The organism is Pseudomonas sp. 2848, assembly GCF_003253945.1.
Lineage (GTDB): Bacteria > Pseudomonadota > Gammaproteobacteria > Pseudomonadales > Pseudomonadaceae > Aquipseudomonas.
Window position 1 is genome coordinate 226,514 of the sequence record NZ_QKZD01000009.1, and the last position, 24,167, is coordinate 250,680.

Genomic DNA, 24,167 nt, shown 5'->3' on the forward strand with positions numbered 1-24,167 from the left:
CCTCGGAGGTCCGCTACCTGGCAGATGGTTTTCGGTGTGTATTGCTCAGGCGATCTGCCGGCCCTGCGCGGTCCCCTGAGCACGCTCGCACAGGTTGCGCACCACCCGCCGGGCAGCGCCGGCGGCGGTCTCCTGCCAGATGCCGATGCCGCTGTGGGCCAGCGCGTCGCTGGTCAGGTGCACCCGCCCCTGGGCTTGGTTGAGCAGATCGTAGTCGGCGTCGGCCAGCGGGTGGCTGATCCACGGCCCGAGGCTGTGGGGTATGCGCCCCCAGTCCACCACCAACGGCTTGCGCAGTTCGTGGCCGTGACCGGGGTGCAGCAGCTCCACGGCCTGGCGCGACAGGGCGATCTGCTCGGCGACCGACTTGTCGGCGAACTGGCGGGCAGTCTCGCCGTTGTTGTAGGCGGCGACGAGAATGCCCTCGGCCTGGTTGAAGCCACCGCTGGGGTACCACAGGCCGGAAGACGCCTGATTGATGAACGACAGGCCGCCGTAGATCTGGTAGTCGGTCTCCCAGAACCGGCGGGACTGCCAGGCCACCTTGTTGGCATGGCCGAATTGCACGGCGGCGATCGCCTGGCGCACCTGGGCGCTGAAGTTGCTGTCGAGCTTCGCCAGCAACGGAAGCGGCAAGGCGATCACCGCATAGTCGCTGGTGATGCGCTGTGGCTTACCCTGCTGCTGGTAACCGATCTCCACCCGATCCTCGAAATTGCGGATCGAGCCCACCTCGGCCCCCAGGCGCAGAACATCCTGCAGGTGGCGCTGGAAGGCCAGGGGAATACGGTCCATGCCGCCCACCGGCTGGAACATGGTCGGCGAGAACTCCGGGTACTCATCGATCATCAGTGCCGTGCCCAGGGCCGGGTTGAGCAAGGTGCGCAGGGGCAGCGGGTCGTTGCGCAGGGCTTGCTGGTCGCCGGCCCCGGGCCAGACCTTGTAGCCCGAGCGCGCCGAGCCCAGGTACTCGAGTTTCTCCGACAGGTCGCCCCAGGTGCGCAGGAAGCCCAGCAGGTTGCGCCGGTCGTCCAGGCTCAGTTCCTGGTCCAGGGCCTGGCGGTCGACGGCCTTGGCCAGCAGTTCGGCCAGGTGCCCACGGCTGTCGTTGACCGCCTGGCGGATCTGCATCGGCGGCTGGTCGAGGTCGGGACGCACCAGGGCGTTGCGGCTGGTGTTGACCAGCACCTCAAGCGCCACTCCCAGCTCGCGGCAGTAGCCGAGCATCAACTTGTGGTGGCTGGGCAGTCTGCCGGGGCCGGCGTTGAGGTAGAAACCCTCGTCGAACGCGACGGTCTGCACGCTGCCATCGGTGAACGCGACTCGATCCCCCCGGCGCACGGTCCAGTTGCGCCCACCTACCCGTTCGCGGGCTTCCAGCAGGGTGACGGCGAAACCGGCCTTGCGCAGCTCGTAGGCCGCCACCAGGCCGCCGATGCCAGCGCCGACCACGGTGACAGTGGCGCCCTGCCCTACACGGGCCAGTGGCAACGCGGCGTAGTTCTCCTGGCTGGCCCGTGCCGACCCCGACGTGCCAAACAGGCCCAGTGCCGCCGTGGCAGCCTGCAGGCCACCGACCACACCGATACGGGCAATGAGCTGTCGTCTGGTCAATGGCATCGCGGGCACTCTCCCTGGTCCACGGTTATCGCTTTCAGTTATGGCTTGATGTTATCAAGCTACGAAAACGCTCTATGTGGAGCCATCCTAGAGAGCGGGATGGGATAAGAGAAATACATTTTGAGCATATGCAAATATTAAAATGTGTAATGTCTCAAGCTTTGCATTCTGCACAAAACGCATAATTATTTTGAAACACCTGAGCTCGCGGCAGCAGCGGCCTGCGCCTCTTCCATCACTCGCAACAGGTTCCCTCCCCAGATATCCGCGAGGTCCTGCTCGCTGTACCCCGCTGCCAGCAACCGCGCGGTGATCTCCGGCAAATCGCTGACATCGCGCAGCCCCGCCACCCCGCCGCCGCCATCCCAATCCGCGCCGATGCCGACATGCCGTGGCCCGACTACGTCAAGGATGTGCAGCAGATGCGCCATGAAGTCGTCCAGGCTGGTTGCCGGCAACGGATACCGGGCCTCGACCTCGCGTATGCGCCGGGCCAGGTCCGCTACCTGCGCAGGCGGCAGGCTGGCCGCCAGGCGGAACTCCCGGTACAGCGGTGCCAGGGCCTTGTCCCGGGCGGGATTCGGCGCACGCGGCACCAGGTCGCTGGCGTAGGTGTTGACCTGCACCACCCCGCCCCCAGCAGCAAGCTGGCGCAAACGTGCGTCATCGAGATTGCGCGGATGCGGGCCGATGGCCCGGGCGCCGGAATGCGAGGCGATCACCGGGGCACGGGACAACGCCAACACCTGATCGAACACCGCATCGGAGGTATGGGACACATCGATCAGGATCCCCAGGCGGTTGGCTGCCTGCACCAACTCGCGGCCGGCCGGGCTCAGCCCATGCCAATGCGGCAAGGCAGTGGCCGAATCGGCGAAATCGTTGTTCTGCGCATGCACCAGGCCCAGCATGCGCAAGCCCAGGCGGTGGTAGGTGGCCAGCCGGCCGGGGTCGGCCGCCAGCGGCTCGGCGTTTTCCATGCTGATCAGCACCACCCGCCGCCCTGAGGCAACGATCGCCGGCACCTCCTGCGCCCGCGTGGCCAGGGCGAACGCGTCCGGCCGGACGGCGACCATGTCGCGGATGCGGGTGATGACCGCCAAGCCATGTTCGCTGGCCAGGGTGCGTCCCTCGGGCGTGAGCGGACCCTGGGGGGTGAAGATGGCGAAGAATCCGCCGTCCAGGCCACCGTCGCGCATGCGCGGCAGGTCGACCTGGGACAGATCGTCGGCATAGCGGTGGCGCTGCCCGATGTCCCAGCCAGGCCGGGCCAGTTGCATGGGCGTGTCCAGGTGGCTGTCGAGCACGATCAGGCGCTCATGCAGGGCGCGGGTCGAGGGCGCGACATCGGCCAGCGCGGTGCTGCAGGCCAGTGCCAGCGGCAACCAGGCGTATCGAGTTGAGCTAGGCATGGAAGTCCTTTTCACCAGGCACGGCCCTGCGGGGGGCCGCATGAATCACTCTGTCCAGCTGAAACTGCGATCCCACAACGGCGCCACGTCCAGGCGCTGGGGCAGTACGCCGGCGGCGTGGAAGGTGTCGGCCACGTCCTGCTGCGACCGCACCGCGGCATCGTCCACCGCCTGCAGCACCCGCGGCCCGCTCTGGGCCTTGTACTGGGCAATGAACACTTCCCGGGGGATGCCCAGCACCTGCTCGCATCGCGCCGCCCACGCCTCGGGGTGGTGCTGCACCCATTGCCAGCTGCGGTACTCGCGGCGTACATAGTCCTCGATCGCCGCGCGCTTGAGCGGATCCTCGATTGCCCGCCGGTTGGCGGCGATCACGTAGTTGCCCGACAGGTAGCCCTGCCCGGTGCGCAGCACCCGCGCACCGCTGCGCAGCTCGGCCAGCTGGATGAAGTAGCCAAAGGTCACCCAGACATCCAGGTTGCCGTTCTGGAACGCGGCGAAGCCATCCTGGGGCGTCAGCGCCAGGGGCTGGATGTCCGCCAGGGTCAGGCCCTGGTCCTTGAGGGCGCGCAGCAGCAAGTAGTGCGACGATGTGGAGCGGATGTAACCGACCCGCTTGCCCGGCAGCTCGGCCAGCGATTGCATCGTCGACCCCCTGGGCACGATGAAGGCCTGGTTGTTGACATCACCGGTCAGCACGGCGATGAGCCTGACCGGCGCCTGGTTGCGGATACCGAAGATCGGCGGGATCTCGCTCATCGGCGCCAGGTCCAGGGTACCGCTGACCAGCGCCTCGAAACCGAGGTTGCCGCCATTGAACTCGGCGTATTTCACGCCATACGGTGGGCGCTCGATGCCGGCCTGTTCGAAAAAGGTCGGCGCGGCGCCCTTGTAGGTGGCCACGCCCAGGGTCAGCCCTTGCCAGTCGCGGGCAAAGACACCGGGCAGCGCGCAGGCGAGCCCGCCCAGGGCGCTGTACTGCAGAAAACGACGGCGATTCATGGCGCCTCCTTGCACTCAGTCGAGAAAGTCAGGTTCGTCGCGCAGCAGGCGGTCCCAATACGGCTGGAAGCTGAACCAGCCGCCGAACTCGGTACCGACCTGGCGCGCAGTGTGCCCGGCCACCGCCGCCGGGATCGGCCGGGGCGTGCCGGCGGCCTCGGCCAATAGTTGCGCGTGGGCGGCGTTGTCCAGGGCGATGAAGCGCCACACCGCCGCTTCCACTGTGCGCCCGACGGTCAGCAGCCCATGGTTCTGCAAGATCAGCGCGACCTTGTCCGGCCCCAGTGTGGCGGCGATGCGCGCGCCCTCGCTGGCCTCCAGCACCACCCCGGTGAAGTTGTCGAACAGCGCGTGCTTGCCATGAAAGGCGCAGGCGTCCTGGGTCAGCGGGTCGAGCAGGCGTCCCAGGCTCGACCAGGCCTTGCCGTACAACGAATGGGCATGGGCGGCGGCCACCACGTCCGGGCGCGCCTCGTGCAGCGCGGCGTGGATGGCAAAGGCGGCGAGGTTCAACGCGCCCTGCCCTTCGACGATCTCGCCCCGAGGATTCACCAACAGCAGGTCGCTGACGCGGATATGGCCGAAGTACACGCCCACCGGATTGACCCAGAAGTGATCGGGGAACTGGGGGTCGCGCACGGTGATATGGCCGGCGCCGCCCATGTCGAAACCATGCCGGGCGAACAGGCGGAACGAGCCGGCCAGGCGCTGCTTGCGCAGCAGGCGCTCGGCCTCGTGGGTCGGTTGCTGGGGCGGGTCCTGCCAGCGATGCACGGTGTGGCCGTCGCGGGGCAATGAATAGGCGGTGGGTAGGCGGCTCAGCCTGGCGCTCATGTGGTCTCTCCTTGGGCCAGCAGGTTCTCCAGCGGTCGTCCGCTGCGCAAATGTTCGAGGTTGCGCGCCAGCAGCGCGGCGAGGTTGCGGTACACTTGCGGCGTGTTGGCCGAGGTATGGGGGCTCAGCCGGACCTTGGGATGGCCGTACAGCCGGTGCCCGGCCGGCAACGGCTCGGGCTCGGTGACATCGAGGCTGGCCAGGGCCACCTGGCCGCTGTCCAGGGCATCGAGCAAGGCGTCCTGGTCCACCAGGCTGCCACGGGCGATATTGATCAGGTGCAGACCGGGCTTGGCGTGGGCGAGGCTACGCCGATCGACGACATGCCGGGTCGACGGGTCGGCCGGTGCCGCCAGTACCAGGTGATCGGCGCGGGCGAACAGTTCCTCGACGCTGGCGGCGCCCCGTACGCCGGCCACCTCGAACGGCCTGGCCGAACGCCGCAGGGCGATCACCTCGATGTCCAGGGCCAGGGCCTTGCGCGCCAGCGCCTGGCCGATCCGCCCGAAACCGTAGATCGCCAAGGTGCTGCCGGCCAACGAGGCCAGCGGACGTGGCTGCCATTGCCCGGGCTCGTCGATCCACAGCTGCGGCAGTTGCTTGGCGGCGGCGAACATCGCCGCCAGGGCGAACTCGGCCAGGCTGTCCGCCGTCACCCCGCGAGCACTGGCCACGGGCAGCGGCTCGAGCAACCAACCGGGAAAGTAGTCGATGCCGGAGCTGACCAGTTGCACGAAACCGAGCCCGAACGGCCAGCCCGAGGGCGGCGCAACGGCATCACGCAGGCCAGGGTCGGGCGCGGCCAGCAGGACCCGAACATCGTCCGGCAGCCCATGGGGCACGCCCCTGGGCAGCGCCAGGATTTCCACGCCTGGCACGGCGGCGGCCAGCAACGCGTTGAACCGCGCGTCCAGCTGACTGGCGATGCGCACGCCGCTCATGCCTGGCCGCCACGGCTGGGCAAGGCAAACGCCGCGCGGCCGGCGGCGCCGAGCACCGCGTCGTTCTGCGGGGTGTGGATACGGCTGCACAGCACATCGCGGTAATGCCGCTCTAGCGGGTTGCCCCGGGCCAGCGCCGGGTTGCCGATCGCTTCGACGGCCAATTCGACCGCGCTGATGGCCTGGGTGGTGACCAGGTACTTGACCTGGGTGGCCTCGCTCGCCGGGATGCGCCCTTCGGCGGCGGCGTCGAGCAGGACCCGGTTGGACAGCAGCAAGGCGTCGATGCGCCCCACCAGTTCCTGGAAACGCGGCAGGCTCGACAGCGGCGCGCCGAGATTGGCCGGAGTGCGCCCGGCCAGCCAGCCCACCAGCCAGTCGCGGGCGGCACGGGCGACGCCGTCGTAGATACTCGACAGCAACACGGCCAGCCACAGCACGCCGTTGTGATCGAGTTCGGACGGGCGTGGCTGGCGCGCCGGGAGGATATCCACGGCGTGCTCGGCGGGCACCAGTACATCGTCGAAGATCACGTCGTGGCTGCAGGTGGCACGCATGCCCAGGTGGTCCCAGGTTTCCTCGATGCGGATACCCGGTGTGTCGCGATGCACCAGCCAGGTGCCGACCCGCGGCTCTTCCTCGTCGCTGCGCGCCCATACTGCCAGCCAGGTCAGGCCGGGGATGCCGGTGGAGTAGATCTTGCGCCCGCTGATCCGCCAGCCCTCGGCCACCCGCCGGGCGACGGTGCCCGGCAGGCCGCCCCGGGCCGGGGTGCCCAGTTCCGGCTCCACGCGCAGGGCGTTGACCAGCGCGCCGTCCGCCACCGCCTCGCGGGCCAGGCGCAGGCGCAGGTGTTCAGGCCAGGCCTGGTTCTGTTGCAGGCGCGCGTGCTGCAGGTACTGCATCACCAGCACCAGGGCGGTGGACGGCTCGCCCCGGGCCACGGCGGCGATCACCCGCCGGGCCTGGGCCAGCGTCGCTTCGCTGCCACCCAGGCGGCGCGGCACGGTCAGGGCCAGCAGGCCATGTTCATGCAGGCGCCGCAGGTTGGCGTGGGGGAAGCTGCCTTGGCGATCGTGCTCGGCGGCGCTGGCGGCGAATTCGTCGCTCAGGTGAGCCAGCAAGTCGGCGAAGGCCGGCGAATCGAGGTCGGCCGCCTTGACGGCGGTATGCAGGTCGAGGCTCATCGTTGGGCGGTCCGTGCGAGGGTATGGGCATGGCTGGGCGCAGGCGCTTCGACGCCGAGCAGGGCCAGCAGGTGTTGGCGCAGCGCCTGGAAGCCACGGCTGGCCACCTCGCGGTGGCGCGGCAGGCGAATCGGGATCTGCTCGGCGATGCGCCCGGCGTCCAGCACCACGACCCGGTCGGCCAGCAGCAAGGCTTCGTCGACGTCGTGAGTGACCAGCAGCACCGATGGCTGATGGGTGCGCCACAGTTCGAGGATCAACTGGTGCATGCGCATGCGCGTCAAGGCGTCCAGCGCGGCGAACGGCTCGTCGAGCAGCAGCAATTGCGGCTCGCGCACCAGTGCCCGGGCCAGGGCCACGCGCTGGGCCTCGCCACCGGACAGGGTGCCCGGCCAGGCCTCGGTGCGGTGCGCCAGGCCTACTTCACGCAGCGCCGCCAGGGCACGCGCTTTTGGCTCGGCGCCCCTCAGGCCCAGGAGGACATTGCGCCAGGCCCGCTTCCAGGGCATCAGCCGCGGCTCCTGGAACACCGCCGCATGCACGCCGGGCACCTCCAGCGTGCCCGCCTCCACCCGGTCCAGGCCGGCCAGCGCTCGCAGCAAGGTGGTCTTGCCCGAGCCGCTGCGGCCGAGCAAGGCGACGAACTCGCCGGGCGCCAGGTCCAGGTCCAGGCTATCGAGCACCGTGTGGCCCTGGAACCTGCGCGTGAGCCCGCGCACCCGCACCGGCGGGCGCAGGCGTTGCAGTGCGACTTCCATGATCAGTTCCTTATGAAGGTGGGGCGCCAGGCCAGGGCCAGGCGTTCGAGCAAGCGCACGAGGGCATCGATGGACAGTCCGAGCACGCTGTAGACGATCAGGCAGATGACGATGACGTCGGTGCGCAGGAAATCGCGGGCGTCGTTGACCAGATAGCCCAGCCCGGCGCTGGCGTTGATCTGCTCGACCACCACCAGGCCCAGCCAGCTGATGCCGAAGGCGTAGCGCAGGCCGACAAAAAACGCCGGCAGCGCGCCGGGCAGGATCACGTGCCAGACCAGCCCCAGGCGCCCCAGGCCGAACAGCTGCCCGGCCTCCACCAGCTTGGGGTCGACGCCACGGATGCCGGAGAACAGGGTGAGGTACACCGGGAAGGTGGTGCCCAGGGCAATCAGGGCGATCTTGGGCGTTTCGCCCACGCCGAACCAGAGGATGAACAGCGGCACGATGGCCAGGAACGGCAAGGTGCGCAGCATCTGCACCGGCGAGTCGATGGCGAGTTCGCCACGCCGCGAAAGGCCTGCGAGCAGCGCCAGCAGCGTGCCCACGCTGACCCCGATGGCCAGGCCGCTCAGGGCACGCTTGAGGGATACCCACAAATGCCCGGCCAGCTCGCCGCTGACGATCATCTGCCAGAGGGTGTCGCCGATGGCGCTGGGCGCGGCGATGATTCGCGGCGGCAACAGGCCGCTGCGCGAGGCAAGTTCCCACGCCAGCAGCAACAGCAACGGGCTGATCAGCCGCAGGCCAAGGTTACGCCAACCCTGCCAGCGCAACAGGGTCAGCAGGGCCGTGGCGGGGACAAGTGTGTTGCTTTGCCGGGACATTCCATCTCCTCGCTCAAGGCCGATCCATTGATTGCTGGCCGCAGCGGGAGTGTCGATCAAGCCCGCCGGTGCCTGGCTTGATCCTTATGCTATCGATCTTAAAAAGTGGCGTGAAATTCGATCTGCTTCTAACCTAATATACAAATAATGCATTCAACAATTGCCAACATATGCAAAATATTAAATTTGCATAGGTGCTTCGGGGCTGCAACGCAGCCCCATTTCAGCCCGGCGCCTACGGTTGATTCGCCACCCGCTGCGCCACGGTCTCGCCAAACAACGCCACCGGCGCCTGCAGGTTGCCGAGAAAACGCGGATGGATCAGCCACAAGTCGATCACCGGCTTGAAATCACTCACCTGCACGATGTCCAGGCGCTCGCGGTGGCGGCTGTTGTCCAGCAACGGCCGTGGCACCAGGCCAAAGCCCAGGCCATTGGCGATCAAGCCCAGTTGCAACTCGGTACCGAAGGTTTCCAGGTTGATCCGCAGAGACAGCCCTTCGTCGTTCAACGCCCGCTGCAGACCGGCACGGAAACCACAGCCGTCGGGGTTGAGCACCCAGCCACGCTGGTAGCAGTCGGCAAGCTTGCAACTGCGCTTGCCCACCTCGCCGCGGGCAGCCACCACCACCAGGTCCATGCGCGCCAACGACCGACCGACGATGCCCTCGGGGAACACCTTGCCGGCCGGGAACAGCGCCGCCACCGCGTCCAGCTCGCCGTTCTCCATCTTGCCCAGCAGGTGGCTGCCCCAACCGGTGGCGACCTGGGTCTGCAGGTCGGGATACAGCGCCTTGAGCTGGCTGAGGGCGTCGAGCAACACCACGTCGCCGATGGTCTGCGGCACCCCCAGGCGCAAGGCGCCGCTGGGCAAGGCGTCGCTGAGCACCAGTTCGCGCAGCGCGTCCATCTCGCGCAGCACCGCCCGGCACTGCTCGTAGACGCGCATGCCCATGGGCGTGGGTTTCAATGGTTTGGTGTTGCGGTCCAGCAGGCTGACGCCGAGGGCTTCCTCGAAGTTCTGCACCCGACGGGTGATGGCCGGCTGGGTCAGGCGCAGCGATTCGGCCGCCTGGCTGATGGACTGGCTGCGGATGACGGCCACGAATGCATCGATATCATCTATCTTCATTCTTAATTCGCATAATAAATATGTGGAAAAATACGCAAAAAGAATAATACCTTTTTCCTCGCCACGGTAGCGCCCGGCGCTGCCTAACCTGACGGACATCGAGGGAACCCATGTCTCAAACGCCCAACCTTGGACGGCTACGCAGCTTCATCGGCGAGCTGGCCGACCTTCTCGCCCAGGCGCCGGACGAGCCGCGCCTGCTCGACCACGGCGCGCGGCTGCTGCGCGACCTGGTCAGTGTCGACGACTGGCTGCCGGACGACTACGCCCGGCCCAGCCCGGAGCGCTACCAGCAATACCTGCTGCACGCCGACTCCCGCCAGCGGTTCTCCATCGTCAGTTTCGTCTGGGGGCCGGGGCAGGAAACACCCGTACACGACCACCGCACCTGGGGGCTGATCGGCATGCTGCGCGGCAGCGAAATCAGCCAGGGCTATGCCCTGGCGCACGGAGCCCTGCAGGCGGAGGGCCCGGCCGAGCGGCTCGCGCCCGGCGAGGTGATCGCGGTGTCGCCGCGTATCGGCGACCTGCACCAGGTGCGCAATGCCCATGCCGACCGTACTTCCATCAGCATCCATGTCTACGGCGCCAACATCGGCGCCGTGCGGCGTGCGGTGTACAGCGCCGAGGGCGAAGAGAAGCCCTTCATTTCCGGCTATTCCAACAGCCACCTGCCCAACCTCTGGGATCTGTCGAAAGAGAACCGCGCATGAGCCAGGCCACCCGTCGTACTTTCCACGCTATCCGCGCCGCCCTCCTCGCCGGCCAGGAACTGGCCTTGCTCGATGTCCGCGAGGAAGACCCGTTCGCCCAGGCCCACCCGCTGTTCGCCGCCAATGTGCCGCTGTCGCGCCTGGAGCTGGAGATCTACGCCCGAGTGCCACGGCGCGACACGCCTATCACTGTCTACGACGACGGCGAAGGGCTGGCGTCGACCGCCGCCCAGCGCCTGCTCGCCCTGGGCTACACCGACGTGGCGCTGCTCGACGGCGGCCTGGCCGGTTGGCGAGAAGCAGGTGGCGAGTTGTTCCGCAACGTCAACGTGCCGAGCAAGGCCTTCGGCGAGCTGGTGGAGGCCGAGCGCCATACGCCGTCGCTGGCGGCCGAAGAGGTCAAGGCGCTGCTCGACGCCAACGCCGATGTGGTGGTGCTGGATGCCCGCCGCTTCGACGAGTACCAGACCATGAGCATCCCCGGCGGCATCAGCGTGCCCGGCGCCGAACTGGTGCTGCGCGTGGCGGAGCTGGCCCCCGATCCGAATACGCGGGTGATCGTCAATTGCGCCGGGCGCACCCGCAGCATCATCGGCACCCAGGCGCTGGTCAATGCCGGCGTCCCCAACCCGGTGGCGGCCCTGCGCAACGGCACCATCGGCTGGACTCTCGCTGGGCAAACCCTGGAGCAAGGCCAATCGCGCCGTTTCCGCGCAGTGACCGCCACCACCCGCGACAGCGCCGCGCAACGCGCCCGCCAGGTGGCCGACCGCGCCGGTGTGGCACGCATCGATCTGGCAGGCCTGCGCCAATGGCAGGCCGAAGCGCAGCGCACCACCTATCTGTTCGATGTTCGTACGCCCGAGGAGTTTGCCGTGGGCCACCTGCCCGGCGCCCGCTCCACGCCCGGTGGCCAACTGGTGCAGGAGACCGACCATGTCGCCAGCGTGCGCGGCGCGCGCCTGGTGCTGGTGGACGACGACGGCGTGCGCGCCAACATGAGCGCGTCGTGGCTGGCGCAGATGGGCTGGGCGGTGGCGGTGCTCGATGGGTTGTCCTCGGTCGACTTCAAGGAACCCGGTGCCTGGGTCGCGCCCGTGCCGGCGCCCCCCCAGGCCGAGACCATCAGCCCCGCCCTTCTCGCCGACTGGCTGTCAGAACCGGGTACCCAGGTGTTGGACTTCACCACCAGCGCCAACCATGTCAGGCAGCATATTCCTGGTGCGGTGTGGGCGCTGCGCAGTCAGCTGAAGAACGTGCTGGCGTCATTATCCGGAGCACGACACTTCGTCCTGACCTGCGGCTCGAGCCAACTGGCGCGCTATGCCGCGCCGGAGGTGGCGGCCCTGAGCGGCAAGCCGGTGTTCGTGCTCGAGGGCGGCAACAGCGCCTGGAGCGCCGCCGGGTTGCCGACCGAACAAGGCGAGCAGCGCCTGGGCGCGCCGCGCATCGATCGTTATCGGCGGCCCTACGAGGGTACGGATAACCCGTGCGAAGCGATGCAGGGGTACCTGGATTGGGAGTTCGGATTGGTGGATCAGCTGGGGCGTGACGCAACCCATGGGTTCTTTGTCATCTGACAATCTGCACGCCCTCTTCGCACAAGAGGGCTTGCCCGCTCCTTTCACTCAGCCAAGTCCGCCGAAACGTCGATAGTAACTCTCGTTGGCATCCGGCAACGGCCCATCCGCCGTTTCCAGCGCGCTGGCCAGATACTCCTCCGCCCTGCCCTGCACCAGCCGGTACAAGTTGCGGCACAGCTGCCGCGCCGCGCGCCCTTCCCAATCCCCCGGCAACAGCTCGTCCGGCAACTGCGGATCACGCAGCAGCAGGCGGCGGTATTCGTGGATCAGCAGCGTGCGCGCCAGGAAGCAGTCCTGCGGGCTTGGCGCGTCCAGGTCCTTCATCGCCTGCCATAACGGGCGGAACAGGCGGATGAACTCGCTGTAGTGCTGGCCCAGTTCCTCGATGTTCCAACTTTCCCGCACCTGGGCGCGCAGGGCCTTGGAGGCCAGCACTTCCTGGGCGTGGGTTTCGAAGACGATGCAGTCGTCCTCGGCATCCTGCTCGCGCAGGGTGGCGGCCAGGTCGGCACGGTCGGTGCGCGGGCAGCCCAGCAGGTTCACGCCCATGACGCCGAAGCCTTGCCACTCGAGCTCTTCACGCACGGCCTTGCGTTTGGTGGCGTCGAGCTGGGCCAGGAGCACCAGGGTCCAGGCGCCGTTCCAGGCCGGCAGGCTGGCGCTGTAGACGCGCTTGAAGGCTTTTTCGAAGCGCCGCCGGCCGGTGCCGGTGAGGCTGTAGTAGCTACGCCGGCCGACCTTTTCGGCGGTCAGCCAGCCTTCCTTGGTCAGGCGGAATATCGAGGTGCGGATCAGCCGCTCGTTGATGCCCATCGGCTCCAGCAGGTTGATCAGGCTGCCCAGCCAGACCGTGCCGCCATGGGGTTCGATGGCATCGCCGTAGAGGGTGATGATCAGGGAGCTGGCGCGGATCGGCGTCTGCTCCTGGAAACGGGTAATCAGGTGATTCAGGGGGGCAAGGCTGCTCATGGGGGAACGAGGCGCGGCTAAAGCCTCGACTATACCTGCCTGCCGCGACCGCGCAAGGCTCATGCACCGCCCTCGGCCTTGGGCCTGAAGCCGGAGTCGCCCATGCGCGGGCGGTCCTGCTCCGGCGCGGTCAATGGCGGGCATTCCACCAGCGCGCTCAGGCAACGCCGGGCGAGGCGGTGGTACTCGGCGGTACCGCGCTGCTTCCAGGCCAGTTCCTGGTCGCTGAGCGGGCGCTTGGCCACGGCCGGCGCGCCGACCACCAGGTGTTGCTGCGGGCATTCGAAGCCGGCCTTGACGAAGGCCGTGGCGGCGACGATGCAGCGCGGGGCGATATGCGCGGCGTCCATGACCACCGCGTTCATGCCGACCAGGGCATCCTCGCCGATCCGGCAGCCATGCAGCACGGCGCCATGGCCGATATGGCCGTTGCGCTCGACCACCGTGTCGCCGCCGGGAAAACCGTGCATCACGCAGGTGTCCTGCAGGTTGGCGCCCTCCTCCAGGATGATTCGCCCGAAATCGCCGCGCAGCGAGGCCAAGGGGCCGATGTAGCAGTTTGCGCCGACCAGCACGTCGCCGATCAGCACGGCGCTTGGGTGTACGTAGGCGCTGGGGTGGACCACGGGGGTGAGGCCGTCGAGGCGGTAGCAGGGCATGGGTCTGGCTCTCGATATGATTCAGAAGACTTATCGATCCTGTATCAGATCAAATCACTTAGTCAATGCCTTGCTGGTGTATCGCTTTCTTCACCAAGCTTCAGACCTGTGCAGACTTCATCGTGGGGAAATCCCGCTCCCACCGAGTGATAGTAAGAGCGAGGCTGCGTGGGAGCGGGCTTGCCCCGCGATAGCGCCGTCGCCTCAAATACAGATACGCAATTACAATTTCTATGTTGATTTTATGTATCGCATTGAACATATACTTGCCCCAGCACCACGAACAACTCCAAGAAAAGCCGGCCCAAGCCGGCGCCGAACGTGCAGCCCGAGGTATCCCATGCCAAGCAACCTCATCGTGCAGGCCCCGGCGGACGGTGTCCGTCTGATCACCCTGCACCGCCCGCAAGCCCTGAACGCCCTGAACACAGCGCTGCTGGAAGAGCTGGCCGCAGAACTGCATGCCGCCGACCAGGACCCGCAGATCCGTGCCGTGGTCATTACCGGCAGCCGCAAGGCCTTCGCCGCCGGCGCCGATATCAACGAAATGGCCCAGCGCGACCTGGTCGGCATCCTCGAAGACCCGCGGGTGGCCCACTGGCAACGCATCACCGGCTTCGCCAAACCTCTGATCGCCGCCGTCAACGGCTTCGCCCTCGGCGGCGGCTGCGAACTGGTGATGTGCGCCGATATCGTCATCGCCGGCAGCGACGCCCGTTTCGGCCAGCCGGAAATCAACCTCGGCATCCTTCCCGGGGCTGGCGGCACCCAGCGCCTGCTGCGCGCCGTGGGCAAGCCGCTGGCCATGCAGATGGTCCTGGGCGGTGAGGCCATCGGCGCCCGCCATGCCCTGCAGGCCGGCCTGGTCAGTGAAGTCACCGAGCCCGAACTCGCCGTCGAGCGCGCCCTGCAGGTGGCCGTCGCCATCGCCGCCAAGGCGCCGCTGGCGGTGCGCCTGGCCAAGGAGGCGCTGCTCAAGGCCCAGGACATGGACCTGGCGAGCGGCCTGCGCTTCGAGCGCCACGCCTTCACCCTGCTGGCCGGCACCGCCGACCGCAACGAAGGCATCCGCGCCTTCCAGGAAAAACGCCCGGCCCGATTCCAAGGGCTGTAAGCCTTCCACCGACTGACGGAGCGAGCCAGTCATGTCTTTCCAGCACATCCTGTTTTCCATCGGCGACGACGGCGTTGCCCTCCTCTCGCTCAACCGGCCCGAGCAGCTCAACAGCTTCAACACCGCGATGCACCTGGAGGTGCGCGAGGCCTTGAAGCAGGTACGCCACAGCGACCACGCCCGCGTGCTGCTGCTGACCGGCGAAGGCCGTGGCTTCTGCGCAGGCCAGGACCTGGCCGACCGCAATGTCGCGCCCGGCGCCGAGCTGCCTGACCTCGGCCAATCCATCGAACAGTTCTACAACCCGCTGGTGCGCAGCCTGCGCGACCTGCCGCTGCCGGTGATCTGCGCGGTCAACGGCGTGGCCGCCGGTGCCGGGGCCAACCTGCCACTGGCCTGCGACCTGGTGCTGGCGGCACGCTCGGCGAGCTTCATCCAGGCGTTCTGCAAGATTGGCCTGGTGCCGGATTCCGGCGGCACCTGGTTGCTGCCCAGACTGGTCGGCATGGCCCGGGCCAAGGCGCTGGCCCTGCTGGGCGAGCGCCTGAGCGCCGAGCAGGCCGAGCAATGGGGGCTGATCCACCGGGTGGTGGACGATGCCGCGCTGCGCGACGAAGCACTCGGCCTGGCCCGTCACCTGGCAGCCCAGCCCACCTACGGCCTGGCCTTGATCAAGCGTGCCCTCAACCAGAGTTTCGACAACCGCTTCGATGAACAGCTGGAACTGGAGCGCGACCTCCAGCGCCTGGCCGGGCGCAGCGAGGATTACCGCGAGGGCGTCAGCGCCTTCATGAACAAACGCACACCTGTGTTCAAGGGGCGCTGACCATGGCCGCACTCGACAACGACGCCCTGGTGGCAGTAATCGGTGCAGGCGCCATGGGTGCCGGCATCGCCCAGGTGGCGGCCCAGGCCGGTCATCCCGTGCGCCTCTACGATACGCGCCCCGGCGCAGCCGAGCAGGCGATCGAAGGCATCGATCGCCTGCTCGGCCGGCAGGTGGAAAAAGGCAAGCTTGCGCCTGACAGCCGCAGCGCGATCCGCGACCGACTGCAACCGGTGGACAGCCTCGACGCCCTGGCCAAGGCCCATCTGGTTATCGAAGCCATCGTCGAACAACTGCCAGTCAAACAGGACCTGCTGCGTCGGCTTGAAGCCCTGTGCGCCACGGACTGCATCCTGGCCAGCAACACTTCTTCGCTGTCGATCACCAGCCTCGCCGCCGGGCTCAAGCACCCGGAGCGGGTCATTGGCATGCACTTCTTCAACCCGGCGCCCTTGATGGCGCTGGTGGAGATCGTCTCCGGGCTGGCCACTGCGCCGAGCCTGGCGGCCACGCTTTACGACACCGCCCATGCCTGGGGCAAGCAAACGGTGCATGCCCGTTCGACGCCGGGCTTTATCGTCAACCGCGTGGCCCGGCCCTTCTATGCCGAAAGCCTGCGCCTGCTGCAGGAGGGCGCCGCCGACTGCGCCACCCTCGATGCCGTGCTGCGCGACGCCGGGGGGTTTCGCATGGGCGCCTTTGAACTGACCGACCTGATCGGTCATGACGTCAACTACGCGGTGACCTGCTCGGTGTTCGAAGCCTTCTATGGCGATTTCCGCTTCCAGCCGTCGCTGGTGCAGAAAGAGCTGGTCGACGCCGGGCGCCTCGGGCGCAAGACCGGCCAGGGCTTTTATAGCTACGCCGAGGGTGCCGAACGGCTACAGCCCGCGACATTGACCAGCCAGACGCCTGTAGAGCGCTGCACGGTTGAAGGCGACCTGGGTGCCCTGCAGCCCCTGGTCGAGCGCTTGCGCGCCAACGGTATCGCCGTCACCGAACGCGCCGGCATCGGCCTGCTCCGTGTGGGAGATGCCACCCTGGCGCTGTCCGATGGCCGCCTGGCCAGCCAGCGCGCCCGCGAGGACGGCTTGCGCAACCTGGTGCTGCTGGACCTGGCCCTGGACTACGCCAGCGCCACGCGCCTGGCCATCAGCCACGGTGCCGAATGCAGCGCCGAGGCCCTGGACCAGGCCGTCGCCCTGCTTGCCCGGGCTGGCCTGAGCGCCTGCCCGGTCGCCGACCTGCCCGGCCTGGTGGTGCTGCGCACCGTGGCCATGCTCGCCAACGAAGCCGCCGACGCCGTACTGCAAGGAGTAGGCACTCCCGGTGACATCGACCTGGCCATGCGCGCCGGGGTCAACTACCCGCGCGGGCCGCTGGCCTGGGCCGACGACCTGGGCATCGGCTACACCCTGAACGTGCTCGACAACCTGCAACGCAGCTACGGCGAGGAACGTTACCGACCGTCCCTGTTGCTGCGCCGCACCCACGCCGAAGGAGGTCGCCTGCATGGCTGATCAGTCCGCACACACTTTGGCCCGCGCCTGCGCCGAGGCCATGTTCGGCCGTGACGCCGCCAGCCAGGGCCTGGGCATCGAGCTGCTCGAAGCCGGCCCCGGCAGCGCCCGCCTGGGCATGACCGTGCGAGCCGACATGATCCAGGGCCACGGCACCTGCCATGGCGGCTACCTGTTCGCCCTGGCCGATTCGGCCTTCGCCTTCGCCTGCAACAGCTACGATGAAGCAGCCGTGGCCCTGGGTTGCAGCATCGACTATGTGGCCCCCGCGCGGCTCGGCGACCGCCTGCAGGCCAGCGCCAGCGAACAAAGCCGCAAAGGCCGCACCGGCAACTACGACGTGCGCATCGAGAACCAGCAGGGCGAACTGATCGCCCTGTTCCACGGCAAATCCTACAAAGTGCGCGGCACCGTGCTGTCGCCGGAGACTTCAAATGACTGACGCCAGCCTGCCCCACGCGCTGATCATCGATGCCGTGCGCACCCCCATCGGCCGCTACGGCGGCGCCCTGTCGAGCGTGCGCCCCGACGACCTTGCCGCGGTGCCGATCAAGGCGCTGATGGCGCGCCACCCCGGGCTAGACTGGGCGGCGCTGGACGATGTGATCCTCGGTTGCGCCAACCAGGCCGGCGAAGACAACCGCAACGTCGCGCGCATGGCCGGCCTGCTGGCCGGGCTGCCGATCGAGGTGCCCGGCACCACGATCAACCGCCTGTGCGGCTCGGGCCTGGACGCCATCGGCAACGCTGCCCGCGCCCTGCGCTGCGGCGAAGCCGGGCTGATGCTGGCCGGCGGCGTCGAGTCGATGTCGCGCGCACCCTTCGTCATGGGCAAGTCGGAACAGCCCTTTGGCCGCAACGCGCAGCTGTTCGACACCACCATCGGCTGGCGCTTCGTCAACCCGTCGATGCAGGCGCAATACGGCATCGATTCGATGCCCGAAACCGCTGAGAACGTCGCCGAGCGCTTCGACATCTCCCGCGAAGACCAGGATGCCTTCGCCCTGCGCAGCCAGCTCAAGGCCGCCGCCGCCCAGGCCAATGGCCGCCTGGCCCAGGAGATCGTCACGGTGGAGATCCCGCAGCGCAAAGGCCCGCCCAAACGCGTCGAGCACGATGAACATCCACGAGGCGACACCACCCTGGAACAACTGGCGCGCCTGGGCACGCCGTTCCGTGAGGGCGGCAGCGTCACCGCCGGCAATGCCTCGGGCGTCAATGACGGCGCCTGCGCCCTGCTGCTGGCCAGCCCACGGGCCGCGCAACGCCACGGCCTCAAGGCCCGTGGCCGGGTGCTTGGCCTGGCGGTGGCGGGCGTCGAGCCACGCCTCATGGGTATCGGCCCGGTGCCGGCGACTCACAAGGTACTGGAGCTGACCGGCCTGGCGCTGGCCGACATGGACGTGATCGAGCTCAACGAAGCCTTTGCCGCCCAGGGCCTGGCCGTGCTGCGCGAGCTGGGCCTGGCCGACGACGATCCGCGGGTCAATCCCAACGGCGGCGCCATCGCCCTGGGCCACCCGCTGGGCATGAGCGGCGCACGCCTGGTCACCACCGCCCTGCACCAGCTGGAGCTGACCGGCGGCCGTTACGCCCTGTGCACCATGTGCATCGGCGTCGGCCAGGGCATCGCCCTGGTGATCGAACGCCTCTGATCAGCCGCCAGAGACGCCAAGCGACGCGGGCAGTATGCTGCCTGCCATGACACTCAGGGCCCCGGCCCACGACAAGAACAACTCGAGTGAAACCATGAATCTCTACCACGATGCCGACCGCGCCCTGCTCGACCCGATGGAAACCGCCAGCCTCGACGCACTGCGCCAGCACCAGCTGGAGCGCCTGCGCTGGAGCCTGAACCACGCCTACGCCAAGGTGCCGCTGTACCGCCAGCGCTTCGACGCCTGCGGCGCCCATCCCGACGACCTGAAATCGCTGGAGGACCTTGCCCGCTTCCCCTTCACCGGCAAGAACGACCTGCGCGACAACTACCCCTATGGCATGTTCGCCGTGCCCCAGGACCAGGTGGTGCGCCTGCACGCCTCCAGCGGCACCACCGGCAAGCCGACGGTGGTCGGCTACACCCAGAACGACATCGACACCTGGGCCAACGTGGTGGCGCGCTCGATTCGCGCCGCCGGCGGGCGCCGCGGCGACAAGGTGCATGTCTCCTACGGCTACGGCCTGTTCACCGGCGGCCTGGGCGCGCACTACGGCGCCGAGCGCCTGGGCTGCACGGTGATCCCCATGTCCGGCGGCCAGACCGAGAAACAGGTGCAGCTGATCCGCGACTTCCAGCCGGACATCATCATGGTTACCCCCTCGTACATGCTCAACCTCGCCGACGAGATCGAGCGCCAGGGCATCGACCCGCACGACCTCAAGCTGCGCCTGGGCATCTTCGGCGCCGAACCCTGGACCGATGAACTGCGCCGCGCCATCGAGCAGCGCCTGGGCATCGACGCCCTGGACATCTACGGGCTGTCGGAAATCATGGGCCCGGGCGTGGCCATGGAGTGCATCGAGACCAAGGATGGCCCGACCATCTGGGAAGACCATTTCTACCCCGAGATCATCGACCCGGTCACAGGCCAGGTGCTGCCGGACGGCCAGCTCGGCGAGCTGGTGTTCACCTCGCTGAGCAAGGAGGCGTTGCCGATGGTGCGCTACCGTACCCGCGACCTCACCCGCCTGCTGCCGGGCACGGCGCGGCCGATGCGGCGCATCGGCAAGATCACCGGGCGCAGCGACGACATGCTGATCATCCGCGGGGTCAATGTGTTTCCGACGCAGATCGAGGAACAAGTACTCAAGATCAAACAGCTTTCAGAGATGTATGAGATTCACCTGTATCGCAATGGCAATCTCGACAGCGTCGAGGTGCATGTTGAACTGCGCAGCGACAGCCAGTACCTCGACGAGGGCCAGCGCAAGCAGGTGGTGGGTGAACTGGCGAAGCAGATCAAGACCTACATCGGCATCAGCACGCAGATCCAGCTGCAGCCGTGCGGCACGCTGAAACGCTCGGAAGGCAAGGCCTGTCACGTGTATGACAAGCGGCTGGCCAGCTGACCGATAGCGCTTCCTGGAAAGCCCCGGCCAAGTTCCGGGGCTTTTTTTCGCCTGGCCGAACGTTATCGCGGGGCAAGCCCGCTGCCACGCCCGGCCAACTGATGCGAAAGCGATACACAAATCTTATTTGATACATCAAATACTGTTTGATGTTGTGTTTTGTATCGCTTATAAATAACCCACGCCCCAAGCAGCCCATCAGCGGGAGCCCGACCATGTACGCACAGCTCGTAGAAACCGGCGTCAAACGCCTGAAGACCCTCGAAGAGATGTCGCCCGAAGAGCGCGCCTTCCAGGAGAAGATCGACGCCGAGATCAAGATCGAAGCCAAGAACTGGATGCCCGAGGCCTACCGCCAGACGCTCATCCGCCAGATTTCCCAGCACGCCCATTCCGAGATCGTCGGCATGCTCCCGGAAGGCAACTGGGTCACTCGCGCCCCCTCGCTCAAGCGCAAGCTGCAGTTGATGGCCAAGATCCAGGACGAGGCCGGCCACGGCCTGTACCTGTACAGCGCCATGGAAACCCTTGGCGCCGACCGCGACGAAGAGATCGCCAAGCTGCACAGCGGCAAGGCCAAGTACTCGAGCATCTTCAACTACCCGACCCTGAGCTGGGCCGACATGGGCGCGGTGGGCTGGCTGGTGGACGGCGCGGCGATCGTCAACCAGGTGGTGCTGCAGCGCACCTCCTACGGCCCCTACTCCCGCGCCATGATCCGTATCTGCAAGGAAGAAAGCTTCCACCAGCGCCAGGGTTACGAACTGCTGCTGACCATGATGCGCCACGGCACCCAGGCGCAGAAGGACATGGTCCAGGACGCCATCGACCGCCTGTGGTGGCCAGCGCTGATGATGTTCGGCCCCAGCGACGAACATTCGCCCAACAGCGCCCAGTCCATGGCCTGGAAGATCAAGCGCCAGAGCAACGACGAACTGCGCCAGCGCTTCATCGACCAGACCGTGCCACAGCTGGAACTGCTCGGCTGCACCGCTCCCGACCCTGAGCTCAAGTGGAACGCCGAGCGTGGCCATTACGACTTCGGCCAGATCCAGTGGGAGGAGTTCTACGAGGTGCTCAAAGGCAACGGCCCGTGCAACCAGGAGCGCGTCGCCACCCGCCGCAAGGCCATCGAAGACGGTGCCTGGGTACGCGAGGCCGCCGTGGCCTATGCGCGCAAGCAACAGAACAAGAATGCCGCCTGAAGCGGCCATCGATGCGGAGATCGAGCATGTCTGACTGGACCCTCTACGAAGTATTCGTGCGCAGCAAGCACGGCCTGAACCACAAGCACGTCGGCAGCGTGCACGCCGCCGACGCCGCCATGGCCATCGAGAACGCCCGCGAGCTGTACACCCGCCGCAGCGAAGGCGTGAGCCTGTGGGTGGTGCCCTCGGCGCTGATCACCGCCTCTTCGCCCGACGAGAAGGACCCGCTGTTCGCCCCGGCGGACGACAAGGTCTACCGCCATGCCAGCTTCTACGAGCTGCCCGCCGAAGTCGGACACATGTGAGGCCCGCCATGCACAAGCAAGCACTCATCCAATACCTGCTGCTGCTCGGCGACAGCGCCCTGGTCCAGGGCCAGCGCCTGTGCGAGTGGTGCGGCAAGGCGCCGGCGCTGGAAGAAGAACTGGCGCTGATGAACGTCGGCCTCGACCTGGTGGGCCAGGCGCGCAACTGGCTGGACTACGCCGCCGAACTGCTGGACGACGGCCGCGACGCCGATGCCCTGGCGTTCCGTCGCGACGAGCGCGCCTACCGCAACCTGCTGCTGGTCGAGCAACCCAACGGCGACTACGCCGTGACCCTGCTCAAGCAGTGCCTGTACGACGCCTGGCACCACGCCACGCTTGAAGCGCTCAGCGCCTCGCGCGATGAACGTATCGCCGGCATCGCCGCCAAGGCCCTGAAAGAAGTCACCTATCACCTGCGCCGCTCCGGCGAGTGGGTGCAGCGCCTGGGGGGGGGCACGGAAGAAAGCCGTCGGCGCATGCTCGAAGCCATCCCGACACTGTGGCGCTTCACGGTCGAACTGAGCGTGGCCAACGACGGTGAAGTCCAGCTGGCCAAAGCCGGTATCGGCGCCGACCCGGCGCAGATCGCCCAGCATTGGCTGAACACCGTCACGGCCATCTTCGCCTCGGTCGACCTGCCCCTGCCCAAGGCCGCCAGCCACTTCTACCTGGACGGGCGCAAGGGCCTGCACACCGAACACCTCGGCCTGCTGCTGGCTGAAATGCAGTTTCTGCCGCGAGCCTACCCCGATGCGACCTGGTGAGCTGATCGCCGGCGACCGCGGCGCCAGGGACTTGCGCGACGGCGACCTGAGCCGGGCCTGGGCGGTGCTGGCCGAGGTGATGGACCCGGAAGTACCGGTGGTCAGCGTGGTCGACCTGGGTGTCGTGCGCGACCTCGACTGGCGCGCCGGCCACCTGCACCTGGTGGTCACCCCGACCTACTCCGGCTGCCCGGCCACCGAGGTGATCGAGAGTGACATTCGCCAGGCCCTGGAACAGGCCGGCTTCGCGGAGCCTGCGCTGGAGCGTCGTCTCACCCCGGCGTGGAGCACCGACTGGATCAGTGCGCAAGGCCGTGAGCGGCTGCGCGCCTACGGTATCGCCCCACCCGAGGGCCGCGCCAACCTGCGTGGGGCGGCACCCAGCGTGTGTTGCCCGCAGTGCGGCAGCGCCGATACCGAACTGCTCAGCCAGTTCGGTTCCACCGCCTGCAAGGCCCTCTACCGCTGCCGCGCCTGCCTGGAACCGTTCGACTATTTCAAATGCCTTTGAGCCGTGGAGAACGCCATGAGCCCGTTTCACAGCCTGACCATCAAGCAAGTACGCCAGGAAACCCGCGACGCCGTGTCCATTGCCTTTGACGTGCCCGCACACTTGCAAGAAGATTTCCGCTTCACCCAGGGCCAGTACCTGGTCATGCGTACCCAGCTCGATGACGAGGAAGTGCGCCGTTCCTATTCGATCTGCAGCGCGGTGCAGGATGGCGAGCTGCGCGTGGCGGTCAAGCGCGTGCCCGGCGGACGCTTCTCGGCCTTTGCCAACGAAGTGCTCAAGGCCGGCCAGCAACTGGAAGTGATGCCGCCGTCGGGCAACTTCTTCGTACCGTTGGATCCGACGCGCCAGGGCAACTACCTGGGCGTGGCCGCCGGCAGCGGCATCACTCCGATCCTGTCGCTGGTCGCCACCACGCTGGCCACTGAACCAGACAGCCGCTTCACCTTGCTGTACGGCAACCGCGCCAGCAACAGCGCGTTGTTCCGCGACCGCCTCGAGGACCTGAAGAACCTGTACCTCGACCGCCTCAACCTGATCTTCGTGTTCAGCCGCGAGCAACAGGACGTCGACCTTTACAACGGCCGCATCGACGCCGACAAGTGCGGCCAGCTGTTCTCCCGCTGGCTCGACGTGAGCTCACTCGATGCCGCCTTCATCTGCGGCCCCCAGGCCATGACCGAAACCGTGCGCGACAGCCTGCAGGCCAACGGCATGGACAAGGCGCGCATCCACTATGAACTGTTCGCCGCCGCCGGCAGCGAAGCCCGCCGCGAGGCCCGTGAAGCGGCCCGCGAGCTGGATTCGGCGGTCAGCCAGGTGACCGTGATCAGCGATGGCCGCGCCCTGGCCTTCGACCTGCCGCGCAACACCCGCAGCGTGCTCGAGGCCGGCAACGCCATCGGCGCCGATCTGCCGTACTCGTGCAAGGCCGGGGTGTGCTCGACCTGCAAGTGCAAGGTGATCGAGGGCGAGGTGGAGATGGACAGCAACCATGCCCTGGAAGACTACGAAGTGGCCGCCGGATATGTGCTGTCGTGCCAGACCTACCCGCTGAGCGACAAGGTGGTGCTCGACTTCGATCAGCTTTGAACCCCATCGCGGGGCAAGCCCGCTCCCACGGAGGTGAAACCCGTGGGAGCGGGCTTGCCCCGCGATCTCCCCAAGCAACGCCCGCGTGACCTGAAAAACAATTACAACAGCCAGAGAG

Annotated in this window: 24 protein-coding genes; 13 read left to right on the forward strand and 11 right to left on the reverse strand. The window is 67.4% G+C overall.

Going from position 1 to position 24,167, the window contains the following annotated elements:
• Positions 1-45 precede the first annotated feature (45 nt).
• The 9 genes from DFS21_RS19175 to DFS21_RS19215 all read right to left on the reverse strand — a co-directional run bounded on the left by DFS21_RS19175 (position 46) and on the right by DFS21_RS19215 (position 9,713).
• Positions 46-1,620 (reverse strand): FAD-dependent oxidoreductase, encoded by a 1,575-nt coding sequence (locus DFS21_RS19175; RefSeq protein ID WP_110703367.1) that lies wholly within the window; start codon positions 1,618-1,620, stop codon positions 46-48.
• 185 nt (positions 1,621-1,805) lie between these two features.
• A complete protein-coding gene (locus tag DFS21_RS19180) occupies positions 1,806-3,032 on the reverse strand; it encodes a dipeptidase (RefSeq protein ID WP_111532864.1) in 1,227 nt (408 codons plus the stop codon).
• Positions 3,033-3,077: 45 nt separating this feature from the next.
• Positions 3,078-4,034, reverse strand: a complete 957-nt coding sequence (locus tag DFS21_RS19185) for an ABC transporter substrate-binding protein (protein ID WP_102682025.1) — start codon at positions 4,032-4,034, stop codon at positions 3,078-3,080.
• Between the two features lie 15 nt (positions 4,035-4,049).
• Positions 4,050-4,868, reverse strand: coding sequence for a class II aldolase/adducin family protein (locus tag DFS21_RS19190; RefSeq protein WP_110703361.1), 819 nt, complete (start codon positions 4,866-4,868; stop codon positions 4,050-4,052).
• On the reverse strand, positions 4,865-5,809 hold the full coding sequence (locus tag DFS21_RS19195) for an NAD(P)-dependent oxidoreductase (RefSeq protein ID WP_111532865.1): 945 nt from the start codon (positions 5,807-5,809) through the stop codon (positions 4,865-4,867). The genes DFS21_RS19190 and DFS21_RS19195 overlap by 4 nt, the downstream gene beginning before the upstream one ends.
• On the reverse strand, positions 5,806-6,996 hold the full coding sequence (locus DFS21_RS19200; protein WP_111532866.1) for an acyl-CoA dehydrogenase family protein: 1,191 nt from the start codon (positions 6,994-6,996) through the stop codon (positions 5,806-5,808). Before DFS21_RS19200 ends, DFS21_RS19195 begins: the two co-directional genes overlap by 4 nt.
• Positions 6,993-7,754: an ABC transporter ATP-binding protein gene (locus DFS21_RS19205; RefSeq protein WP_111532867.1), complete on the reverse strand. Its 762-nt coding sequence runs from the start codon at positions 7,752-7,754 to the stop codon at positions 6,993-6,995. Before DFS21_RS19205 ends, DFS21_RS19200 begins: the two co-directional genes overlap by 4 nt.
• 2 nt (positions 7,755-7,756) lie before the next feature.
• Positions 7,757-8,581 carry an ABC transporter permease gene (locus DFS21_RS19210; protein WP_110703348.1) on the reverse strand — a complete coding sequence of 275 codons (825 nt, stop codon included), beginning with the start codon at positions 8,579-8,581 and terminating at the stop codon, positions 7,757-7,759.
• Between the two features lie 235 nt (positions 8,582-8,816).
• Positions 8,817-9,713, reverse strand: coding sequence for a LysR family transcriptional regulator (locus DFS21_RS19215; protein WP_102682030.1), 897 nt, complete (start codon positions 9,711-9,713; stop codon positions 8,817-8,819).
• 110 nt (positions 9,714-9,823) lie between these two features.
• On the opposite strand from DFS21_RS19215, the gene DFS21_RS19220 reads away from it, so the two are divergent.
• Both DFS21_RS19220 and DFS21_RS19225 read left to right on the forward strand, forming a co-directional pair.
• Positions 9,824-10,426: a cysteine dioxygenase gene (locus tag DFS21_RS19220; protein ID WP_111532868.1), complete on the forward strand. Its 603-nt coding sequence runs from the start codon at positions 9,824-9,826 to the stop codon at positions 10,424-10,426.
• Positions 10,423-12,006: a rhodanese-related sulfurtransferase gene (locus tag DFS21_RS19225; protein ID WP_111532869.1), complete on the forward strand. Its 1,584-nt coding sequence runs from the start codon at positions 10,423-10,425 to the stop codon at positions 12,004-12,006. The genes DFS21_RS19220 and DFS21_RS19225 overlap by 4 nt, the downstream gene beginning before the upstream one ends.
• Before the next feature lie 48 nt (positions 12,007-12,054).
• Here the strand turns inward: DFS21_RS19225 and paaX are convergent, their stop codons facing one another.
• Complete coding sequence (gene paaX, locus DFS21_RS19230) at positions 12,055-12,978, reverse strand: phenylacetic acid degradation operon negative regulatory protein PaaX (protein ID WP_111532870.1); 924 nt, start codon at positions 12,976-12,978, stop codon at positions 12,055-12,057.
• A 59-nt stretch (positions 12,979-13,037) separates the two neighbouring features.
• The gene (gene paaY / locus DFS21_RS19235; RefSeq protein ID WP_110703336.1) at positions 13,038-13,637 is read right to left on the reverse strand and encodes a phenylacetic acid degradation protein PaaY; all 600 of its coding nucleotides are present in this window, start codon (positions 13,635-13,637) and stop codon (positions 13,038-13,040) included.
• Between the two features lie 340 nt (positions 13,638-13,977).
• Between paaY and paaF the strand changes: the two genes are divergently transcribed.
• The 11 genes from paaF to paaE all read left to right on the forward strand — a co-directional run bounded on the left by paaF (position 13,978) and on the right by paaE (position 24,049).
• Positions 13,978-14,751, forward strand: coding sequence for a 2,3-dehydroadipyl-CoA hydratase PaaF (paaF, locus tag DFS21_RS19240; protein WP_110703333.1), 774 nt, complete (start codon positions 13,978-13,980; stop codon positions 14,749-14,751).
• Between the two features lie 31 nt (positions 14,752-14,782).
• Entirely contained in the window at positions 14,783-15,577 is a 795-nt protein-coding gene (gene paaG / locus DFS21_RS19245) for a 2-(1,2-epoxy-1,2-dihydrophenyl)acetyl-CoA isomerase PaaG (protein WP_102682036.1), read from the forward strand.
• Between the two features lie 2 nt (positions 15,578-15,579).
• Positions 15,580-17,097: a 3-hydroxyacyl-CoA dehydrogenase PaaH gene (gene paaH, locus DFS21_RS19250; protein WP_111532871.1), complete on the forward strand. Its 1,518-nt coding sequence runs from the start codon at positions 15,580-15,582 to the stop codon at positions 17,095-17,097.
• Positions 17,090-17,539 (forward strand): hydroxyphenylacetyl-CoA thioesterase PaaI, encoded by a 450-nt coding sequence (paaI, locus tag DFS21_RS19255; RefSeq protein WP_110703327.1) that lies wholly within the window; start codon positions 17,090-17,092, stop codon positions 17,537-17,539. The genes paaH and paaI overlap by 8 nt, the downstream gene beginning before the upstream one ends.
• Positions 17,532-18,752 carry a 3-oxoadipyl-CoA thiolase gene (pcaF, locus tag DFS21_RS19260; protein WP_111532872.1) on the forward strand — a complete coding sequence of 407 codons (1,221 nt, stop codon included), beginning with the start codon at positions 17,532-17,534 and terminating at the stop codon, positions 18,750-18,752. The genes paaI and pcaF overlap by 8 nt, the downstream gene beginning before the upstream one ends.
• 94 nt (positions 18,753-18,846) lie before the next feature.
• Positions 18,847-20,166 carry a phenylacetate--CoA ligase PaaK gene (gene paaK, locus DFS21_RS19265; RefSeq protein ID WP_111532890.1) on the forward strand — a complete coding sequence of 440 codons (1,320 nt, stop codon included), beginning with the start codon at positions 18,847-18,849 and terminating at the stop codon, positions 20,164-20,166.
• Between the two features lie 215 nt (positions 20,167-20,381).
• Entirely contained in the window at positions 20,382-21,371 is a 990-nt protein-coding gene (paaA, locus tag DFS21_RS19270) for a 1,2-phenylacetyl-CoA epoxidase subunit PaaA (protein WP_110703321.1), read from the forward strand.
• Between the two features lie 26 nt (positions 21,372-21,397).
• Positions 21,398-21,679 (forward strand): 1,2-phenylacetyl-CoA epoxidase subunit PaaB, encoded by a 282-nt coding sequence (paaB, locus tag DFS21_RS19275; RefSeq protein WP_023631078.1) that lies wholly within the window; start codon positions 21,398-21,400, stop codon positions 21,677-21,679.
• Between the two features lie 8 nt (positions 21,680-21,687).
• Positions 21,688-22,446 carry a 1,2-phenylacetyl-CoA epoxidase subunit PaaC gene (gene paaC / locus DFS21_RS19280; protein WP_110703318.1) on the forward strand — a complete coding sequence of 253 codons (759 nt, stop codon included), beginning with the start codon at positions 21,688-21,690 and terminating at the stop codon, positions 22,444-22,446.
• Complete coding sequence (gene paaD / locus DFS21_RS19285; protein ID WP_110703315.1) at positions 22,433-22,957, forward strand: 1,2-phenylacetyl-CoA epoxidase subunit PaaD; 525 nt, start codon at positions 22,433-22,435, stop codon at positions 22,955-22,957. Before paaC ends, paaD begins: the two co-directional genes overlap by 14 nt.
• 15 nt (positions 22,958-22,972) lie before the next feature.
• A complete protein-coding gene (gene paaE, locus DFS21_RS19290) occupies positions 22,973-24,049 on the forward strand; it encodes a 1,2-phenylacetyl-CoA epoxidase subunit PaaE (RefSeq protein ID WP_111532873.1) in 1,077 nt (358 codons plus the stop codon).
• The last annotated feature ends 118 nt before the right edge of the window (positions 24,050-24,167 follow it).

Bases quoted from the DNA above. Each gene is read 5' to 3' on its own strand.
- DFS21_RS19175 (WP_110703367.1), bottom strand. From the start codon at position 1,620: ATGCCATTGACCAGACGACAGCTCATTGCCCGTATCGGTGTGGTCGGT.
- DFS21_RS19180 (WP_111532864.1), bottom strand. From the start codon at position 3,032: ATGCCTAGCTCAACTCGATACGCCTGGTTGCCGCTGGCACTGGCCTGC.
- DFS21_RS19185 (WP_102682025.1), bottom strand. From the start codon at position 4,034: ATGAATCGCCGTCGTTTTCTGCAGTACAGCGCCCTGGGCGGGCTCGCC.
- DFS21_RS19190 (WP_110703361.1), bottom strand. From the start codon at position 4,868: ATGAGCGCCAGGCTGAGCCGCCTACCCACCGCCTATTCATTGCCCCGC.
- DFS21_RS19195 (WP_111532865.1), bottom strand. From the start codon at position 5,809: ATGAGCGGCGTGCGCATCGCCAGTCAGCTGGACGCGCGGTTCAACGCG.
- DFS21_RS19200 (WP_111532866.1), bottom strand. From the start codon at position 6,996: ATGAGCCTCGACCTGCATACCGCCGTCAAGGCGGCCGACCTCGATTCG.
- DFS21_RS19205 (WP_111532867.1), bottom strand. From the start codon at position 7,754: ATGGAAGTCGCACTGCAACGCCTGCGCCCGCCGGTGCGGGTGCGCGGG.
- DFS21_RS19210 (WP_110703348.1), bottom strand. From the start codon at position 8,581: ATGTCCCGGCAAAGCAACACACTTGTCCCCGCCACGGCCCTGCTGACC.
- DFS21_RS19215 (WP_102682030.1), bottom strand. From the start codon at position 9,713: ATGAAGATAGATGATATCGATGCATTCGTGGCCGTCATCCGCAGCCAG.
- DFS21_RS19220 (WP_111532868.1), top strand. From the start codon at position 9,824: ATGTCTCAAACGCCCAACCTTGGACGGCTACGCAGCTTCATCGGCGAG.
- DFS21_RS19225 (WP_111532869.1), top strand. From the start codon at position 10,423: ATGAGCCAGGCCACCCGTCGTACTTTCCACGCTATCCGCGCCGCCCTC.
- paaX (WP_111532870.1), bottom strand. From the start codon at position 12,978: ATGAGCAGCCTTGCCCCCCTGAATCACCTGATTACCCGTTTCCAGGAG.
- paaY (WP_110703336.1), bottom strand. From the start codon at position 13,637: ATGCCCTGCTACCGCCTCGACGGCCTCACCCCCGTGGTCCACCCCAGC.
- paaF (WP_110703333.1), top strand. From the start codon at position 13,978: ATGCCAAGCAACCTCATCGTGCAGGCCCCGGCGGACGGTGTCCGTCTG.
- paaG (WP_102682036.1), top strand. From the start codon at position 14,783: ATGTCTTTCCAGCACATCCTGTTTTCCATCGGCGACGACGGCGTTGCC.
- paaH (WP_111532871.1), top strand. From the start codon at position 15,580: ATGGCCGCACTCGACAACGACGCCCTGGTGGCAGTAATCGGTGCAGGC.
- paaI (WP_110703327.1), top strand. From the start codon at position 17,090: ATGGCTGATCAGTCCGCACACACTTTGGCCCGCGCCTGCGCCGAGGCC.
- pcaF (WP_111532872.1), top strand. From the start codon at position 17,532: ATGACTGACGCCAGCCTGCCCCACGCGCTGATCATCGATGCCGTGCGC.
- paaK (WP_111532890.1), top strand. From the start codon at position 18,847: ATGAATCTCTACCACGATGCCGACCGCGCCCTGCTCGACCCGATGGAA.
- paaA (WP_110703321.1), top strand. From the start codon at position 20,382: ATGTACGCACAGCTCGTAGAAACCGGCGTCAAACGCCTGAAGACCCTC.
- paaB (WP_023631078.1), top strand. From the start codon at position 21,398: ATGTCTGACTGGACCCTCTACGAAGTATTCGTGCGCAGCAAGCACGGC.
- paaC (WP_110703318.1), top strand. From the start codon at position 21,688: ATGCACAAGCAAGCACTCATCCAATACCTGCTGCTGCTCGGCGACAGC.
- paaD (WP_110703315.1), top strand. From the start codon at position 22,433: ATGCGACCTGGTGAGCTGATCGCCGGCGACCGCGGCGCCAGGGACTTG.
- paaE (WP_111532873.1), top strand. From the start codon at position 22,973: ATGAGCCCGTTTCACAGCCTGACCATCAAGCAAGTACGCCAGGAAACC.